General features: G+C 72.5%; 18 protein-coding genes. 9 read left to right on the top strand and 9 right to left on the bottom strand.

Annotated features, from left to right (window positions below):
• Complete coding sequence (gene deoC / locus ACGFQ9_RS16965) at positions 1-963, bottom strand: deoxyribose-phosphate aldolase (RefSeq protein WP_393574768.1); 963 nt, start codon at positions 961-963, stop codon at positions 1-3.
• Positions 964-1,113: 150 nt separating this feature from the next.
• Between deoC and ACGFQ9_RS16970 the strand changes: the two genes are divergently transcribed.
• Genes ACGFQ9_RS16970 through ACGFQ9_RS16980 form a run of 3 tightly spaced genes read left to right on the top strand, consistent with a single transcriptional unit; the run spans position 1,114 to position 2,617 of the window.
• Complete coding sequence (locus ACGFQ9_RS16970) at positions 1,114-1,743, top strand: PH domain-containing protein (RefSeq protein ID WP_393574576.1); 630 nt, start codon at positions 1,114-1,116, stop codon at positions 1,741-1,743.
• A gap of 44 nt (positions 1,744-1,787) precedes the next feature.
• On the top strand, positions 1,788-2,381 hold the full coding sequence (locus ACGFQ9_RS16975) for a VanZ family protein (protein ID WP_393574577.1): 594 nt from the start codon (positions 1,788-1,790) through the stop codon (positions 2,379-2,381).
• Between the two features lie 35 nt (positions 2,382-2,416).
• A complete protein-coding gene (locus ACGFQ9_RS16980) occupies positions 2,417-2,617 on the top strand; it encodes a PspC domain-containing protein (protein WP_393574578.1) in 201 nt (66 codons plus the stop codon).
• Positions 2,618-2,630: 13 nt separating this feature from the next.
• Here ACGFQ9_RS16980 and ACGFQ9_RS16985 read toward each other — a convergent pair whose 3' ends face one another.
• The 3 genes from ACGFQ9_RS16985 to ACGFQ9_RS16995 all read right to left on the bottom strand — a co-directional run bounded on the left by ACGFQ9_RS16985 (position 2,631) and on the right by ACGFQ9_RS16995 (position 5,076).
• Complete coding sequence (locus tag ACGFQ9_RS16985) at positions 2,631-3,383, bottom strand: hypothetical protein (RefSeq protein WP_393574579.1); 753 nt, start codon at positions 3,381-3,383, stop codon at positions 2,631-2,633.
• A gap of 140 nt (positions 3,384-3,523) precedes the next feature.
• Complete coding sequence (locus ACGFQ9_RS16990; RefSeq protein WP_393574580.1) at positions 3,524-3,787, bottom strand: hypothetical protein; 264 nt, start codon at positions 3,785-3,787, stop codon at positions 3,524-3,526.
• Between the two features lie 140 nt (positions 3,788-3,927).
• Complete coding sequence (locus ACGFQ9_RS16995) at positions 3,928-5,076, bottom strand: adenosine deaminase (RefSeq protein ID WP_393574581.1); 1,149 nt, start codon at positions 5,074-5,076, stop codon at positions 3,928-3,930.
• Positions 5,077-5,190: 114 nt separating this feature from the next.
• On the opposite strand from ACGFQ9_RS16995, the gene ACGFQ9_RS17000 reads away from it, so the two are divergent.
• The 3 genes from ACGFQ9_RS17000 to ACGFQ9_RS17010 all read left to right on the top strand — a co-directional run bounded on the left by ACGFQ9_RS17000 (position 5,191) and on the right by ACGFQ9_RS17010 (position 7,829).
• On the top strand, positions 5,191-5,907 hold the full coding sequence (locus tag ACGFQ9_RS17000; RefSeq protein ID WP_393574582.1) for an alpha/beta hydrolase: 717 nt from the start codon (positions 5,191-5,193) through the stop codon (positions 5,905-5,907).
• Positions 5,908-5,987: 80 nt separating this feature from the next.
• Positions 5,988-6,353, top strand: coding sequence for a cupin domain-containing protein (locus tag ACGFQ9_RS17005; RefSeq protein WP_393574583.1), 366 nt, complete (start codon positions 5,988-5,990; stop codon positions 6,351-6,353).
• A 369-nt stretch (positions 6,354-6,722) separates the two neighbouring features.
• Positions 6,723-7,829 (top strand): LuxR C-terminal-related transcriptional regulator, encoded by a 1,107-nt coding sequence (locus ACGFQ9_RS17010; RefSeq protein ID WP_393574584.1) that lies wholly within the window; start codon positions 6,723-6,725, stop codon positions 7,827-7,829.
• Here ACGFQ9_RS17010 and ACGFQ9_RS17015 read toward each other — a convergent pair.
• Entirely contained in the window at positions 7,780-8,706 is a 927-nt protein-coding gene (locus ACGFQ9_RS17015) for a LysR family transcriptional regulator (protein ID WP_393574585.1), read from the bottom strand. The two genes, ACGFQ9_RS17010 and ACGFQ9_RS17015, sit on opposite strands and share 50 nt — an antisense overlap.
• Before the next feature lie 98 nt (positions 8,707-8,804).
• Here ACGFQ9_RS17015 and ACGFQ9_RS17020 point away from each other — a divergent pair, with 98 nt between their 5' ends.
• Complete coding sequence (locus tag ACGFQ9_RS17020) at positions 8,805-10,175, top strand: MFS transporter (RefSeq protein WP_393574586.1); 1,371 nt, start codon at positions 8,805-8,807, stop codon at positions 10,173-10,175.
• A 72-nt stretch (positions 10,176-10,247) separates the two neighbouring features.
• Here ACGFQ9_RS17020 and ACGFQ9_RS17025 read toward each other — a convergent pair whose 3' ends face one another.
• Complete coding sequence (locus tag ACGFQ9_RS17025; RefSeq protein ID WP_393574587.1) at positions 10,248-11,213, bottom strand: hypothetical protein; 966 nt, start codon at positions 11,211-11,213, stop codon at positions 10,248-10,250.
• Between the two features lie 201 nt (positions 11,214-11,414).
• Here ACGFQ9_RS17025 and ACGFQ9_RS17030 point away from each other — a divergent pair, with 201 nt between their 5' ends.
• A complete protein-coding gene (locus ACGFQ9_RS17030) occupies positions 11,415-12,089 on the top strand; it encodes a L,D-transpeptidase family protein (RefSeq protein WP_393574769.1) in 675 nt (224 codons plus the stop codon).
• Between the two features lie 86 nt (positions 12,090-12,175).
• Positions 12,176-13,156: a sigma-70 family RNA polymerase sigma factor gene (locus tag ACGFQ9_RS17035; protein WP_393574588.1), complete on the top strand. Its 981-nt coding sequence runs from the start codon at positions 12,176-12,178 to the stop codon at positions 13,154-13,156.
• On the opposite strand, the gene ACGFQ9_RS17040 is transcribed toward ACGFQ9_RS17035, so the two are convergent.
• The 3 genes from ACGFQ9_RS17040 to ACGFQ9_RS17050 all read right to left on the bottom strand — a co-directional run bounded on the left by ACGFQ9_RS17040 (position 13,070) and on the right by ACGFQ9_RS17050 (position 15,333).
• Positions 13,070-13,435, bottom strand: a complete 366-nt coding sequence (locus tag ACGFQ9_RS17040; RefSeq protein WP_393574589.1) for a hypothetical protein — start codon at positions 13,433-13,435, stop codon at positions 13,070-13,072. The genes ACGFQ9_RS17035 and ACGFQ9_RS17040 overlap by 87 nt on opposite strands.
• A gap of 110 nt (positions 13,436-13,545) precedes the next feature.
• Positions 13,546-14,823, bottom strand: a complete 1,278-nt coding sequence (locus tag ACGFQ9_RS17045; RefSeq protein WP_393574590.1) for a thymidine phosphorylase — start codon at positions 14,821-14,823, stop codon at positions 13,546-13,548.
• Between the two features lie 111 nt (positions 14,824-14,934).
• Positions 14,935-15,333 carry a cytidine deaminase gene (locus ACGFQ9_RS17050; protein WP_393574591.1) on the bottom strand — a complete coding sequence of 133 codons (399 nt, stop codon included), beginning with the start codon at positions 15,331-15,333 and terminating at the stop codon, positions 14,935-14,937.
• Positions 15,334-15,337: the final 4 nt, after the last annotated feature.

The raw sequence follows: 15,337 nt of genomic DNA on the forward strand, positions 1-15,337 counted from the left end.
TCAGTCCACCGTCACGTAGTCAGGACCGGAGTAACGCCCGGTGCTCAGCTTCTGGCGCTGCATGAGCAGGTCGTTCAGCAGGCTGGAGGCGCCGAACCGGAACCACTCGTTGGTCAGCCAGTCCGCGCCCGCGGTCTCGTTGACCAGGACCAGGAACTTGATCGCGTCCTTGGTGGTCCGGATGCCGCCGGCCGGCTTCACACCGATCTGGATTCCAGTCTGCGCCCTGAAGTCGCGGACGGCTTCGAGCATCAGGAGGGTGTTGGCGGGGGTGGCGTTGACGCCGACCTTGCCGGTGGAGGTCTTGATGAAGTCGGCCCCGGCGAGCATGCCGATCCAGGAGGCGCGGCGGATGTTGTCGTACGTCGACAGCTCGCCGGTCTCGAAGATGACCTTCAGGCGGGCGGCGGTGCCGTCCTCGCGGACGCACGCCTCCTTCACGGCCTTGATCAGCTCGTAGGTCTCCAGGTAGCGGCCGGCGAGGAAGGCGCCACGGTCGATGACCATGTCGATCTCGTCGGCGCCGGCGGCGACGGCGTCACGGGTGTCGGCGAGCTTGACGGGGAGCGCCGCGCGGCCCGCCGGAAAGGCGGTGGCCACGGAGGCGACCTTGACGTCGGCGCCGTTCAGGGCGGCCTTCGCGGTGGCCACCATGTCCGGGTAGACGCAGACCGCCGCGGTCATCGGGGTCGTACGGTCGGTCGGGTCGGGGTGGACGGCCTTGGCGGCGAGCGCCCGGACCTTGCCCGGGGTGTCCGCGCCTTCCAGCGTCGTCAGGTCGATCATCGAGATGGCCAGGTCGATGGCGTACGCCTTGGCCGTGGTCTTGATCGAACGCGTGCCGAGGGCGGCCGCGCGGGCCTCCAGGCCGACGGCGTCGACGCCGGGCAGCCCGTGCAGGAACCGGCGCAGCGCGCTGTCGGACGTCGTCACGTCAGCGAATGCGGTGAGGGTGGTGGGCATGGTCACCACCTGAGCATATCTACGCGCGTAGCGACATGTCACCCCCCGGCGCTCCTTCGAGCCCGGTGTGACACATTTGTAATGGGTGTGGCGTACGGGACAGGGCTTCCGATCTCGTGGAGTGAGACGCCGTGCGGCACAATCGGCGGCATGACGAGCCCCGCGCCCTCCGCCGACGAGCCGGTCTACCAGGACCGGGTGTACCGCTCCCCCATGGCCATGGTCGGCGGCGTGCTGCTGCTCGCGCTGGTCGTGTGGCTGTGCGGGGACGCCGTGGTGCGCGGAACCGGGAACGAGCCCTGGTTCGGGGTGGCCGCGCTGCTCCTGGTCGTACCACTGGCCGTGGCCTTCACCCTGCGGCCGGCCGTCTACGCGAACGCCGACCGGATGCGGGTGCGGAACCCCTTCCGCACCATCGTGCTGCCCTGGGCCGCCGTGGAGTCGCTGCGCTCCGGGTACTCGGCCGAGGTGTACACCGAGGACGCGAAGTACCAGCTGTGGGCGATCCCGGTGTCGCTGCGGGACCGGAAGAAGGCGAACCGGCAGATCGCCCGGCGCGAGGCACTCGCCCGCAAGGGGGAGACGGATCCGCAGCTCCTCGGCCAGGACACGCCGCGGGCGCAGGCCGACAAGCACGTGGACGAGCTCCGCGAGCTCGCCGAGAACGGGGCCAAGCGCGAGGGCGCCCAGGGCCCGGCGGCCGTGCGGTGGGCCTACGAGATCATCGCCCCGGCGGTGGCCGGAGCCGTGCTGCTGACTGTGCTGCTCGCCACGCGATAGACCGAACCGGAACCGGAGCCGCGGAGGGTCGCGTCATCGCAGGTGTGCAGCGTCATCAGGCCGGCGGAAACGCGGCCATACCACTCCGGCTCCGGGTTCTGGGCGGCGTGCTGCTGGCCGCCCATCTGCTGATCGTCGGCTGGCTGACCCTGCGGCCGCTCGACGTGCCGTGGGCCCTCGCACCCAATCTGACCCCGCTGGCCGGGATCCGGGCCGATCTCGCGTACGGGCCGCTGGAGGCGGCCTGGCGGATCAGTTCGGCGACGGCGCTGCTGGCGCCGCTCGGGGTGCTGCTGCCGCTGGTGAGCGGGCGCCTCGCGCCCTCCCCGCTGGCCGCCTGGTCCTCGCTGGCCCGTACCACCGCCGCGGGGACGCTGGCCTCGCTGGTGATCGAGCTGCTGCAGACCGCGGTGCCGGGGCAGGTCGTCGACGTGGACTCGGTACTGCTGAACACGGCCGGCGTGGCACTGGCCCACCTGGTCGTCGTACCGGCGATGCGGGCGCGGCTGCGGCGGAGGGCGGAAAAGGAAGGGGCGGGTTCCCGGGCTTCGGGTTCTCAGGGATCGACCCCGATGATTCCCAGGGTCAGGCTCGACCCGTGGACCGAGGTCCTTTCGGCGGTGCCGCGGGAGTATTGATTCATCGCAGGAGATGAATCGAAAAGGAGAAACCCATGAGCGCCCTTGTTCGCCCGCGTGACGGACGGTGGATCGGCGGAGTCTGCGCCGGTCTCGCACGACGCTTCGGTATTTCCGCGAACACCATGCGTCTGATATTCGTCGTCTCGTGCCTGCTACCCGGCCCGCAATTCCTGATCTACCTGGCACTGTGGGCGCTGATGCCGAACGAGAAGAATTCCGCCGCCGCCTGGTGAATTCCGCGACGGGTCAGCGGCTCTGCCCGCGGAGCTTCGCCAGCTGCTTGTCCGTGACCTCGTGCGGGACCTCGGCGGGGGTCTTCGCGCCGGCCACGTTGAGGGCCATCAGACGGACGACCGTCGCCCCCTCGCGCACCACCACCAGGTGCACCCGGGCGGAGACGCCCTCGGCCGCGGCGACGGTGGTCCAGCTGACGGTCTCGTCGCCGTCCGCCTTGTACGTGGCGGGCTTGACCTCGGTGTAGCGGCCGGTCTGCTTCTCGACCGTCGCGGAGAAGCCGGTGCCGCAGGCGGCGACCGCCTCCCGGAGCCGGCCCATCAGGCGCTTGGCGTCGTCCTCGCCGTAGGAGCTGATCGAGGCGGACACCGCCAGGCCGAGCTGCTTCTGGGAACCGACGCCCCGGTTCACGGTCTCCCGGGACGTGGGGTCGGGCTCGTCACCCATGATGTCGGCGAGCGGCTGGCAGGCCTTCTTGTCCGCCTGCGGCTGCCCGTCCGGAGCGTTCGGGTTCTTGCCCTGCGCGGAGATCTGGTAGCCGGGCAGGTCGCCCTGGGCCAGTGCGGCCTTCTCCAGCGGGGTGCGGGGGGCGGGGGGCGCCCCCGGGGCGGCGGAGGCCGCGGGCGCGGCGGCGGAACCCTTGGGGTCGGGGCGGTGGCCGGCGGGGCCGCTCTTCGCGCCGCTGTCCGAACCGCCGCAGCCGGCCGTGCCGAGCAGCAGGACGGGCAGCAGGACGGCGACCGCCGTGGATGACTTCAGGCGCATGACCGAGACCTCAATACCCCGTGTGGTGACCGGTAGTTGGGGGGCGATCGTGGCACACGGCACGGCGGGGCACACACCTGGTCGAACGGGCGTGCGCCGCGCCGTACGCGCGTACGGATGCGGGACGGGTCCCGCGGGGGTCAGCCGCCGATGCCGCCGGGGAGGGGCAGGCCGCCGAGCAGACCCGTGACCTGGCCGACCGCCGCGCCCGGGTCGGTCGCCCCGCCCTGCTGGGCACCCTGCTGCTGGTGCGTCAGACCCTCGGCCGTGGTCGCGACCATGCCCAGCGCGTCGGTGGGGTTGAGCGCCGGCAGGGAGGACGCGGAGGCGCTCCCGGCGGCGGCAGCGGCGGCGGCCACGCCGAGGACGGCGACACCGAGGGTCTTGACGGCAGACTGCTTCATGAGAATTCGGTCCTTGCGACGGGGACTTGAGCGGCTCCGCAAACTAGCCAGTCCAAACCCGCCCCCGCAAACATCATCCGATATGAGAAAGCGCCCGGACCGTGGCCGGTCCGGGCGCTCCCCCGTTTCGCTCTCCGCGCCTAGACGGCGACAGAACCGCTGGTCGAGACGGTCTGCTTGAACAGCCATTCCGACTTCAGCTCGGCATAGCCGGGCTTGATCACGTCGTTGATCATCGCCAGTCGTTCATCGAAAGGAATGAACGCGGACTTCATCGCATTGACGGTGAACCACTGCATGTCGTCGAGCGAGTAGCCGAAGGTGTCGACCAGGTGCTCGAATTCCCGGGTCATGCTGGTGCCGCTCATCAGCCGGTTGTCGGTGTTGACCGTCAGACGGAAGTGCAGCTTGCGCAGCAGACCGATGGGGTGCTCGGCGTAGGAGGCCGCGGCGCCGGTCTGCAGGTTCGAGGTGGGGCACATCTCCAGCGGGATGCGCTTGTCCCGGACGTAGGAGGCCAGGCGGCCCAGCGTCACGCTGCCGTCCTCGGCGACCTCGATGTCATCGATGATCTTCACGCCGTGGCCCAGGCGGTCGGCGCCGCACCACTGCAGGGCCTGCCAGATCGACGGCAGGCCGAAGGCCTCGCCGGCGTGGATGGTGAAGTGGTTGTTCTCGCGCTTGAGGTACTCGAAGGCGTCCAGGTGGCGGGTGGGAGGGAACCCGGCCTCGGCGCCGGCGATGTCGAAGCCGACCACGCCGTTGTCCCGGTAGCGGTTGGCCAGCTCCGCGATCTCCAGCGCACGGGCCGCGTGCCGCATGGCGGTCAGCAGGGCGCCCACCCGGATGCGGTGGCCGTTGGCCTTGGCGCGGCGCTCGCCCTCGCGGAAGCCCTCGTTGACCGCCTCGACGACCTCTTCGAGGCTCAGACCGGCTTCGAGGTGCTGCTCGGGGGCGTAACGGATCTCGGCGTACACCACGCCGTCCTCCGCCAGGTCCTCGGCGCACTCGGCGGCGACCCGGAACAGGGCCTCCTTGGTCTGCATGACGGCGCAGGTGTGCGCGAACGTCTCCAGGTAACGCGGGAGGGAGCCGGAGTCGGCGGCGTCGCGGAACCAGACGCCCAGCTTGTCGGCGTCGGACTCGGGAAGCTTGTCGTAACCGACCTGGCCGGCCAGGTCGAGGATGGTCCCGGGACGCAGGCCGCCGTCGAGGTGGTCGTGCAGCAGCACCTTCGGAGAGCGGCGGATCTGGTCCGGGGTCGGCAGGGTGGGGGTCTCGCTCGTCATCTGCGCACTCTACTCCTACGCGCGTAGAACACCTGACCGTTTCGGGTCGCCGATATGTAACAGTGACCGTGCAGACGGGTGGCGTACGGCGCGGCGCTCTGACAGTGTTCCGGCGTGACCCAGCATGAGACGCCGGAGCGCGGGGCCCGCCTGGGGCGGGCCTGCGGCGCGGACGGATCCGGCACGGCAGTCGGCGGAGCGGTGGTCCTCTTACCGGGGCGCCCCGGAATGCCCCTCCTGTCCCCCGGTCCGGTGCGGGCGCTGGTACGGGAACTCGCCCGGGCAGGCGGCCCGGACGGGCTGGCGACCCATGTGGTGCAGCACGCGGACGGCTGCCCCGAGCGGGCGGTGGACGAGGTGGTACGGCGCTACGGCGACGTCCCCGTCTGCCTCGCCGGGTACGGGTCCGGCGGCCTGACGGCGCTGCGGGGCGGCGGACACCCGGCGGTCAACTCGGTCCTGGCCCTTGCCCCTTGCCTTCCGGACGAAAAGGCGTCCGCGCCGCCGGAGCCGGTGAAGCACCTGGCCGGGCGGCAGGTGCTGATCGTGCACGGCACGAACGACGGGCGCGCCGACCCGGAGTCGTCCTTCCGGCTGGCCGCACGCGCGAAGAAGGCGAATCGTTCGACCTGCCGGTTCGAGGTCCACTCCGACGGTCACCGGCTGCGCGAGCACCGCTCCGAAGTGGTGGCGCTCGCCGTGGACTTCGTCCTCGGCTCGGTGATGGGCGGCCGCTGGTCCCGGCCGGTCACCGACGCCCTGGCGGCTCCCCCGCCACTGGGCCTGCGCATGCCGCTGGCCTCGGGCTTCGGCCGGTCGCTCCGCGGCTGACGGGCGCGGGCGCGGGCCGGAAACGTAGAGTGGAAGCGGACTCGGGGCCCGCTCGGGGATCTCCCTGGGAGGCGGTCTGGATGGCCGGAATCCAGCTCAGAAACTTCGACAAGCCGGACGAGACCCGCCCGTTCGAGGACGGCAAGGGCAGGCTTGACCTGTTCCAGACGGACGGCGGCCCGGTCGGCCGCGCCGTCTTCGAGCCGGGCTGGCGCTGGTCGGAGCACGTGAAGCCGATCGCGGGCACCGACAGCTGCCAGGCGGCCCACACGGGCTACGTGGTCAGCGGCCGGATGAAGATCGTGATGGACGACGGCGAGACCGCCGAGATGGGCCCGGGCGACTTCATCGAGATCGCCCCCGGACACGATGCGTGGGTGCTGGGCGACGAGGCGTGCGTGGCCCTGGACTGGACCGGCTACGGCGACTACGCGAAGCCGGCCTGAGGCGGAGCGGCGGCCCGCCGACCGAGGCTCGGCCCTTGGCGGCGGCGCGGACCGGGGCGGGGCCCTCGGCGGCGCCGCCCCCGGGGCCCCGAGCCGATGCCGGCGCGGGTCCGCGCGGGCGTCGGCCGACGCCGGCGGGACTCGGCCGATGCCCGAGCGGACCGGCGTCGTTCGCCGCCTCCGCCGGGCCGCCCGTACCGCCCCCCCACGGTCGGACGGCGCCGGCGGGTCGGCGTGCCCCCCGCGTGACGCCGCCCGTCCACTGTGCCGGTCCGGTATGCGCCGCCGGTCCGGTCCCGGGCCTCGTATTGCCGCCTTGCGGGAATACGAGGGGTTTATGAAACCCCTCATCAAGGGACGAATAGCCACATGCCGGCCGAGGATCATGTGAACGGCGCGGGCGGCGCCGGTGAGCTGAGTCCCGCCGCCCTGCGGCTGTACGCGTACGCCGTGGAGCGGCACGCCTTCGCCGCCCCCGAGGCGACCCGCGAGCTCGGCGCCCGGGCCGCCGCCGCGATCACCGAGCTGGCCGCCGCACACCTCCTCCAGCGGGCCCCGGACGGCGGCCCGGACCGGTGGACCGCCGTGCCCCCGCGCGCTGCGGCGGCCCGTGCGCTGGCGCCGCTGGCCCTGCGGGTCCGGGAGACCCACGACCAGATGGACCGGCTCCGGGAGCGCCTGGAGGCCCTGGTGCCGGCGTACGAGGCGGGCACCGCGCAGCGGGACCGGACGGGTTCGGGCGGCCTGGAGGTGGTCACCGACCTGGGCTCGTTACGGGCGCTGATCGCGCAGCTCTCGGCGGGCTGCGAGGCGGAGCTGCTGATCTCGCAGCCGGGCGGCGGCCGCCCCCAGGAGGTACTGGAGGACGCGATCGGCCGGGACGAGTCCCTGCTGGCGCGCGGGGTCCGGATGCGGACGATCTACCAGCACACCGCCCGCTACTCGCGGCCGACCGCCGCCTACGTGGAGCGGGTGACCGCCCTCGGGGCGCAGGTCCGCACGCTCGGGGACGGGCTGCCGCGGATGCTCGTCTACGACCGGAGCACCGGCCTGATGGCGGTGCACGACGTGCCGGGCGCGGCCCTGGTGGTGCGGGAGCCGAACGTCGTGCACTTCATGGTGGAGGTGTTCGAGCGGTCGTGGCTGACGGCGGAGCCGTTCGTCACGACCGTCGGGCCGGACCAGGCCCGCTCCCTCTCGGAGGAGCTGCGCCGGGAGATCGTACGGATGCTCGCGGAGGGCCTGGAGGACAAGATCATCGCCCGTCGGCTGGGCATGTCCGAGCGGACCTGTCAGCGGCACATCGCGGAGATCATGCGCGCGGTGGGTGCCAAGTCGCGCTTCCAGGCCGGGTACGCGGTGGCCCGGGCGGCGGCGGCATCCGGCTCGGCACCGCCCGCCCCCGCGCCGCCCGCCCCCGCGCCGCTCAGGACTCCGGGATCAGCCGGCCCCGGCGGGACAGCAGGAACCGCTTGAACGCGGCCACCGGCGGGGTGTCCGGGTGGCCCTCCAGCCAGGCGACCCCGATCTCGCGGACGGCGCGCGGAGCGGTCACGGTCAGCTCAACCACGCCGGGGCGCGGCACCGCGGGCGGCGGCAGCAGGGCCACGCCCAGTCCGGCGGCGACCAGACCGCGCAGGGTCTCGGCCTCCTCGCCCTCGAAGGCCACCCTGGGGGTGAACCCGGCCTCGGCGCACAGGTCGTCGGTGATCCTGCGGAGCCCGTAACCCGGTTCGAGGGTGACGAAGGTTTCGTCGGCCGCCTCGGCCAGCCGGATCCGCTTGCGCGCGGCGAGCCGGTGGTCGTCGGGGACGACCAGCCGGAGCCGCTGCTCGTCCAGGCGCCGGGTGGCCAGGTCGGGCGCGTCCGGCACCGGCGAGGTCAGGCAGAGGTCGAGCTCGCCGGCCCGGAGCCGTTCCAGCATGGCCTCGCCGTAGTTCTGGACGAGCGAGAAGCGGACCCCGGGGTGGTCGGCCCGGAAGGCACGGATCAGCCCGGGGACGGTCTCCGGGCCGAGGGTGTGCAGGAAGCCGAACGCCACCTTGCCGGCGTGCGGATCGGCGTCCTGCTGCACGGATCCGGCGGCCCGGCCGATCTCTCCGAGCGCGCGCTCGGCGGAGGCGAGGAAGGTGCGGCCGGCCGTGGTGAGGGAGACGGTGCGGCCGGTACGGGCGAACAGCGCGACGCCCAGGTCCTGTTCGAGCCGGACGATGGCCCGGGACAGGGTGGACTGCGGAATCCCCAGCTCATGGGCGGCGCGGGTGACGTGCTCGTGGCGGGCGACGGTGACGAAATAGGTCAGCCGGGGGGCCAGCAGGCTTGTCATCGTGATGTCTTCTTCGTAACGGCTCATCGACAAGCACCCCTGTGAGCTGTGCTGATGCACGAGTGGATCGATTTCCGTGATTCTACGCATTGGACGCATGAAAGAAGGAGTCCTACCGTCGAGGTATGCCTCCCGCTCATACCGGGGCAGCCACCACCGTGGCTGCCTCCACCCCGTCGTTCCCCGAGCCCTCCGACACCACCGGGGCGCACGGCTCCCCCGAGCCCCTCGCCGCCGAGCCGCTCGACTCTGAGCCCCTCGGCCCCGAGCCCCTCGGCCCCGGCACCCGCGCCTACCGGCGCATGAGCCTCGCGCTCTTCGCCGCCGGCCTCGCCGTCTTCGTCCTCCTCTACTCCACCCAGGCGCTGCTGCCCGCCATCTCCGCCGACTTCGGCGTGACGGCCGGTCAGGCCAGCTGGACGGTGTCGGCCGCGACCGGCGCGCTCGCCCTGTGCGTGCTCCCGCTCAGCGCGCTGTCCGAGCGGTTCGGGCGGACCCGGATGATGCTGTGCTCGATGGCGGTGGCCGTGGCGGTCGGCCTGCTGGTGCCGTTCGCGCCGAACCTGGAGTGGATGGTCGTCCTGCGCGCGGTGCAGGGCGCGGCGATCGCCGGTGTCCCGGCGTCCGCGATGGCGTACCTGGCGGAGGAGGTCCGGCCCAAGGCGCTGGTCGCGGCGATCGGACTGTTCGTGGCGGGCAACTCCATCGGCGGGATGAGCGGCCGCCTGGTCACCGGCTGGGCCGCCGAGCTGTGGGGCTGGCGCGGCGCGCTGCTGACCGTCGGCCTGCTGGCGCTGGGCTGCGCGGCGGTGTTCGCCGCCCTGCTGCCCCGGGCCCGGTTCTTCCGCCCGGCCTCGCTGGACCCGCGGGCGCTGGGCCGTACGGTCGCCGGACACCTGCGGGACCCTCTGCTGCTGCGCCTCTACGGCATCGGCGCGCTGTTCATGACGGTCTTCGGCGCGGTCTACACGGTGATCGGCTACCGGCTGACCGAGGAGCCGTTCTCGCTCGGCCAGGGCGTGGTCGGCTCGGTCTTCCTCATCTACCTGGTCGGCACGGCGGCCTCGGCAGCGGCCGGGCAGCTGGTGGCCCGGCTGGGCCGGCGCGGTGCCCTGTACCTGGCGGTCACCACCACGGCGCTGGGCCTGCTGGCCTCCCTCTCCGATTCCCTGGGGCTGATCCTGCTCGGTCTGGTCCTGATCACCGCCGGATTCTTCGCCGGGCACGCGGTCGCCTCCTCCTCGGTGAGCCGCACCGCGAAGACGGGCCGCGCGCAGGCCTCGGCTCTCTACCAGTCCGCCTACTACCTGGGCTCCAGCGCGGGCGGCACCCTCGGCGCGCTGGCGTACCACTCCGGCGGCTGGCCGGCCACGGCGGCGCTGGCCCTGGCGGCCGTACTCGGCGTCGTGTCGATCACCGTGTACGGCTCGCGGGTGGCTCGGGCGGAGCGGCGGGCGGAGCGGCTGCTCACCACCCGGCGGCCGGCCGCCGCGTAGACCGGGCCGGGGGGCGGGGGTGCGGGCCGGGGCAGCGGCCCCGCACCCCCGGCCCCCGGCCCCCGGCTCTGCTCACTGGATGTTCAGGCGCACCGGATGCCCGGGGTCCTCGGGGCAGCGGAACACCCGGAGTTCTCCGTACCGTCCCACGTTGAGCCTGGGATCCCCGCCACTGTCCACCGTGAGCAGCAGCCGCATCCGGGCCCCGCACCGGCAGTCGATCGCGGTGAAGTCGGTGAGGTGCCAGCTGGGCCATCCCCCGGCCTTCCACCCGGGCAGGCACCCGAACACCCGGTTGTACTCCAGCCCCCGCTCCTCGGCCCACGCCTCGGCGGACTCGTACAGCTCCTCCGGCAGCTCGTCCTGCTCCGGCAGGTCGACCACCTCGACGGGCTCGAAGACGCACGGCTCCGGCAGGTAGACGGGGTCGGCGTCGTCCGGCACGGGCGGTGCACCGGCCACCGCACCGACCTCGCCGGAGGCCCGGTATCGCAGCTCCACCACGGGCCCCCAGTAGTGCCGCTGCCCGTCCGGTTCGGCGTGGTCCTGCGGGCACCACAGCAGCTGCAGCAGATCGCTCCCGGCCGGCCGGTCCAGGGCCGGCACGTCCTTGGCATGGATCTGCAGCACGGGGACCATCGGCGGCCCCTCCCCCACCACCGGCTCCGGCACCATCCGGACCCGTTCCCAGGCCACCATGTCCAGCGAAGACGCGCCGTCCATGATCCGCGACTGGGCCTCGGCCTCCTCGGCGGTCAGCACGTACGCCTGCCCCGGCCGCCGCCGCTCCCTCACATCACGCTCGATGCGCTGCCACAACTCCCGCTCGGCCTCAGCCAGTTTCTCCCGCACGTAGACCATGTGCGGTTCCCGGCAGCACGGCCAGGCCTCGTCCGCGGGCCACAGCAGGGGCCCGCCGACGGAGCTGTCGTGTGTGCCAGGCGTTCCGGCGGAGGGCCGCAGGAGGGTCGCGGTGCGCACGTACGGGGCGAACCCGGGGAACTCGGCGAGCAGTTCGGAAACGTTCGGTGTGCTCATCCGTGCAGGCTAGGCACGGCATGTCCTACGCCGTCACGCAGGGGGGCGTACGACGGTCGCACGAGCCGATTTACGCAAGCCGACCCGCAACCCGGTGCACCCGGGACGCGTCTTCCCGCCGAAGCAGACGGCGGCGAGGCGGGGAGGTCCGCAATGATCGCGAGGCGCGGGACCGGCTGGGCGGGCGGAATCGGCAGGCGGATGGCGGTGACGGCCGGCCTGGCGGCGCTGGCCGCGCCGGTGGCGGTCATAGGGACGGCGGGCACGGCCTCCGCCGCGTCCTGCAACCTGACCACCGGCCCGTACCAGCGACAGGTGGAGCAGTTCCTGGGCCGCCCGGTGGACGGCAAGCAGTCGGCCGCCGACTGCCAGGCCATCAAGGCCTTCCAGGCCAAGCACGGCATCACGCCCACCATGGGTTACGCCGGCCCGCTGACCTGGCAGACGATGAACACGATGCTGGCCCAGCGCGCGGCGGGAAAGACCCCGAACAAGTCGGGCGCCTGCCCGACCAATCGCGGTCGGATCGCCTGCGTGGACCTGACCCGCCAGCTGAGCTGGATCCAGGACGGCAGCAAGCTGGTCTACGGCCCGGTCCCGGTCCGCACCGGCAAGGACGGCACGGAGACCCGCACCGGCCTGAAGAAGATCTACTACCGCAGCATCAACCACTGGTCGACGATCTACAACGTCTCGATGCCGTACTCCCAGTTCTTCGACGGCGGCATAGCCTTCCACTCCACGACCAAGAGCATGTGGAACCCCCCGGGCTCCGGCGGCTGCGTCAACATGACCCCCACCGACGCCAAGGCCTACTGGAACCTCCTCACCAAGGGCGAGGACGTCTACGTCTGGGGCCGCAAGCCGGGCACCTGACCGGCGGGAACTCGATTCCGGCTGCCGTTGTCAGTGGGCTCGGGTAGTTTCCGGAGGGACGGGAACCAGCAAGGGGGACGGGCGACATGAGTGACCTCGCGACGACGGATCCGGCGCTGGACGAGGCGATGGAGCGGTACCGGGTCGAGCTGACCGGGTACTGCTACCGGATGCTCGGGTCGTCCTTCGACGCGGAGGACGCCGTGCAGGACACGTACGTGCGTGCCTGGCGGAGCTGGGCGAAGTTCGAGGGGCGTTCCTCGGTGCGGTCCTGGCTGTACCGGATCGCCACCAACGTCTGCCTGGACCTGCTGAACGCGGGGAACAAGCGGGCCCGCCCGATGGATCTGACCGCCCCGCAGGCGCAGTCCTCCGCCGTGCTCAACGAGCGGCCGGAAGTGACCTGGCTGGAGCCGGTGCCGGACGGGCGGGTGCTGCCGCAGACCGCTGACCCGGCCGAGGCGGCGCTGGCCAAGGAGTCCGTGCGGCTGGCGTTCGTGGCGGCGCTGCAGCACCTGCCGGCGAAGCAGCGGGCCGTGCTGATCCTGCGGGAGGTGCTCGCCTGGAAGGCGGACGAGACCGCGGAGCTGCTGGATACGACCGTGGCCTCGGTGAACAGTGCGCTGCAGCGGGCCAGGGCGACGATGGCGGCGCACCCGCCCCGGGACAGCAGCCCGGCCGATCCGCTGGACGCGGACCAGGCCGAGCTGCTCAAGCGGTACCTGACCGCCTTCGAGGCGTACGACATCACCGCTCTGACCTCGCTGCTGCATGAAGACGCGGTGCTGTCCATGCCTCCCTTCGACCTGTGGCTTCGGGGGATCCCGGACATTGCCGCCTGGCATCTCAACCAGGGCATCGGCTGCAAGGGGTCGCGGCTCGTCCCGACCACGGCGAACGGGCTGCCCGCCTTCGGGCAGTACCGGCCCGCGGAGGACGGCGACGGGCACACACCGTGGGCGCTGCAGGTGCTGGAGATCTCAGGCGGGCGGATCGTCGGGCTCAACGCCTTCCTGGACACGGCCCGCTGGTTCCCGCTGTTCGGCTTGCCGGAGCGGCTGCCGTAGGGGCTGCTGTAAGGGCTGTCCCAGCGGCTCCCCGAGTCCTACCAGGTCCAGCAGGGCCTGCAGGGCCGGCGAGGCCCGCACCCTGAAGGGAACGCCCAGGCGGCGGGCGGTGAGTGCGGCGCGGGCCAGGGCGTTGACGGCGCCGAGTGTGGGCGCGGTGAGGGCGGTGGCATCGCACACCACCTCGCCGGGCCCGTCCCGGCAGATCGCCCTCACGCGCGCGCACAGCTCGACGGGGTCGGCCTCGGGCCCCTCCAGGGCCAGGATCCTGATCTCCATACGGTGGTGACCCGCGGCAGGGGCGAAACTCATCGCCGGCACCGGTCCCGGCATGACGAACGGGACCGGCGGTGGTCCACCGGTCCCGTTCACCCGAGTGAGCGTCCGCGTCAGGCGATGCGGTCCAGGACGATCGGCGCGGCCGAGAAGGCGGTGCCGGCCGGGGCGACGTCGTACGTGCCCTCCAGGGAGGCGAGGGCGTACTCGAACTTCTCCGGGGTGTCCGTGTGCAGGGTCATCAGCGGCTGCCCGGCCGTGACCGTGTCGCCCGGCTTCGCGTGCAGCTCGATGCCGGCGCCCGCCTGCACCGGGTCCTCCTTGCGGGCGCGGCCCGCGCCCAGGCGCCAGGCGGCGACGCCGACGCCGTACGCGTCCAGGCGGGTCAGCACGCCCGAGGCCGGGGCGGTGACCACGTGCTGCTCGCGCGCGACCGGGAGCTTCGCGTCCGGGTCGCCGCCCTGCGCCGCGATCATCCGGCGCCAGACGTCCATGGCGGAGCCGTCCGCCAGGGCCTTCGCCGGGTCGGCGTCCTTCACGCCGGCAGCGTCGAGCATCTCGCGGGCCAGGGCCAGGGTGAGCTCGACGACGTCCGCCGGGCCGCCGCCGGCCAGAACCTCGACCGACTCGCGGACTTCGAGGGCGTTGCCGGCGGTCAGGCCGAGCGGGGTGGACATGTCGGTGAGCAGGGCGACGGTCTTGACGCCCGAGTCGGTGCCGAGGCCGACCATGGTGCGGGCCAGCTCGCGGGCGTCCTCGATGTTCTTCATGAAGGCGCCGGAGCCGACCTTCACGTCCAGGACCAGGGAGCCGGTGCCCTCGGCGATCTTCTTGGACATGATCGAGGAGGCGATCAGCGGGATCGCCTCGACGGTGCCGGTGACGTCGCGCAGCGCGTACAGCTTCTTGTCGGCGGGGGCCAGGCCGTCACCGGCGGCGCAGATCACCGCGCCGGTGGTGTCCAGGACGTTCAGCATCTCCTCGTTGGAGAGCAGGGCGCGCCAGCCGGGGATGGACTCCAGCTTGTCCAGGGTGCCGCCGGTGTGGCCGAGGCCCCGGCCGGACAGCTGCGGTACGGCCGCGCCGCAGGCCGCGACCAGCGGGGCCAGCGGGAGGGTGATCTTGTCGCCGACGCCGCCGGTGGAGTGCTTGTCGGCGGTCGGGCGGGAGAGGGAGGAGAAGTCCATGCGCTCGCCGGAGGCGATCATGGCGGCGGTCCAGCGGGCGATCTCGGCACGGTTCATGCCGTTCAGCAGGATGGCCATCGCCAGGGCGGACATCTGCTCGTCGGCCACGACACCGCGGGTGTACGCGTCGATGACCCAGTCGATCTGCTCGGGGCTCAGCTCACCGCGGTCACGCTTGGTGCGGATGACGGAAATGACGTCCATGGCAGTTTCCTTCCGACAAGTTCGGTACGTGCGCGACTCTACGCGCGTTGAGAAGGGAGACGGGTGCGGCCCCCGCACCGGACGGGGTGCGGGGGCCGCGGAGAAGGAGCCCTAGCGGAGATGGTCCGGGCCGAAGGCCTGGGGCAGCATCGCGGAGAGCGGCAGGACACCCTCGGGGGTGTCCACCTGGAGTTCGGGGCCGCCGAACTCGAACAGCAGCTGGCGGCAGCGTCCGCACGGGACCAGGAGCTCGCCCTTGCCGTCCACGCAGGTGAAGTGCGTCAGGCGGCCGCCGCCTGACGCCTGCAGGGCCGAGACCAGGCCGCACTCGGCGCACAGGCCGAGGCCGTAGCTGGCGTTCTCGACGTTGCATCCGGTGACCACCCGGCCGTCGTCGACCAGGGCGGCCACCCCGACCGGGAAGCCCGAGTAGGGGGCGTACGCCCGGGACATGGCGTCCCGGGCGGCCTCCCGGAGGGCGTCCCAGTCGGGGGTGTGCGCGGTCGTCACCGGC

The sequence above is a fragment of the Streptomyces sp. NPDC048603 genome, assembly GCF_043199475.1.
Classification (GTDB): Bacteria; Actinomycetota; Actinomycetes; order Streptomycetales; family Streptomycetaceae; genus Streptomyces.

Bases quoted from the DNA above. Each gene is read 5' to 3' on its own strand.
- ACGFQ9_RS17040 (WP_393574589.1), bottom strand. From the start codon at position 13,435: ATGGAGATCAGGATCCTGGCCCTGGAGGGGCCCGAGGCCGACCCCGTC.
- ACGFQ9_RS17025 (WP_393574587.1), bottom strand. From the start codon at position 11,213: ATGAGCACACCGAACGTTTCCGAACTGCTCGCCGAGTTCCCCGGGTTC.
- ACGFQ9_RS17005 (WP_393574583.1), top strand. From the start codon at position 5,988: ATGGCCGGAATCCAGCTCAGAAACTTCGACAAGCCGGACGAGACCCGC.
- ACGFQ9_RS17015 (WP_393574585.1), bottom strand. From the start codon at position 8,706: ATGAGCCGTTACGAAGAAGACATCACGATGACAAGCCTGCTGGCCCCC.
- ACGFQ9_RS16985 (WP_393574579.1), bottom strand. From the start codon at position 3,383: ATGCGCCTGAAGTCATCCACGGCGGTCGCCGTCCTGCTGCCCGTCCTG.
- ACGFQ9_RS17030 (WP_393574769.1), top strand. From the start codon at position 11,415: ATGGCGGTGACGGCCGGCCTGGCGGCGCTGGCCGCGCCGGTGGCGGTC.
- deoC (WP_393574768.1), bottom strand. From the start codon at position 963: ATGCCCACCACCCTCACCGCATTCGCTGACGTGACGACGTCCGACAGC.
- ACGFQ9_RS16995 (WP_393574581.1), bottom strand. From the start codon at position 5,076: ATGACGAGCGAGACCCCCACCCTGCCGACCCCGGACCAGATCCGCCGC.
- ACGFQ9_RS17010 (WP_393574584.1), top strand. From the start codon at position 6,723: ATGCCGGCCGAGGATCATGTGAACGGCGCGGGCGGCGCCGGTGAGCTG.
- ACGFQ9_RS17045 (WP_393574590.1), bottom strand. From the start codon at position 14,823: ATGGACGTCATTTCCGTCATCCGCACCAAGCGTGACCGCGGTGAGCTG.
- ACGFQ9_RS17020 (WP_393574586.1), top strand. From the start codon at position 8,805: ATGCCTCCCGCTCATACCGGGGCAGCCACCACCGTGGCTGCCTCCACC.
- ACGFQ9_RS17035 (WP_393574588.1), top strand. From the start codon at position 12,176: ATGAGTGACCTCGCGACGACGGATCCGGCGCTGGACGAGGCGATGGAG.
- ACGFQ9_RS16970 (WP_393574576.1), top strand. From the start codon at position 1,114: ATGACGAGCCCCGCGCCCTCCGCCGACGAGCCGGTCTACCAGGACCGG.
- ACGFQ9_RS16990 (WP_393574580.1), bottom strand. From the start codon at position 3,787: ATGAAGCAGTCTGCCGTCAAGACCCTCGGTGTCGCCGTCCTCGGCGTG.
- ACGFQ9_RS16980 (WP_393574578.1), top strand. From the start codon at position 2,417: ATGAGCGCCCTTGTTCGCCCGCGTGACGGACGGTGGATCGGCGGAGTC.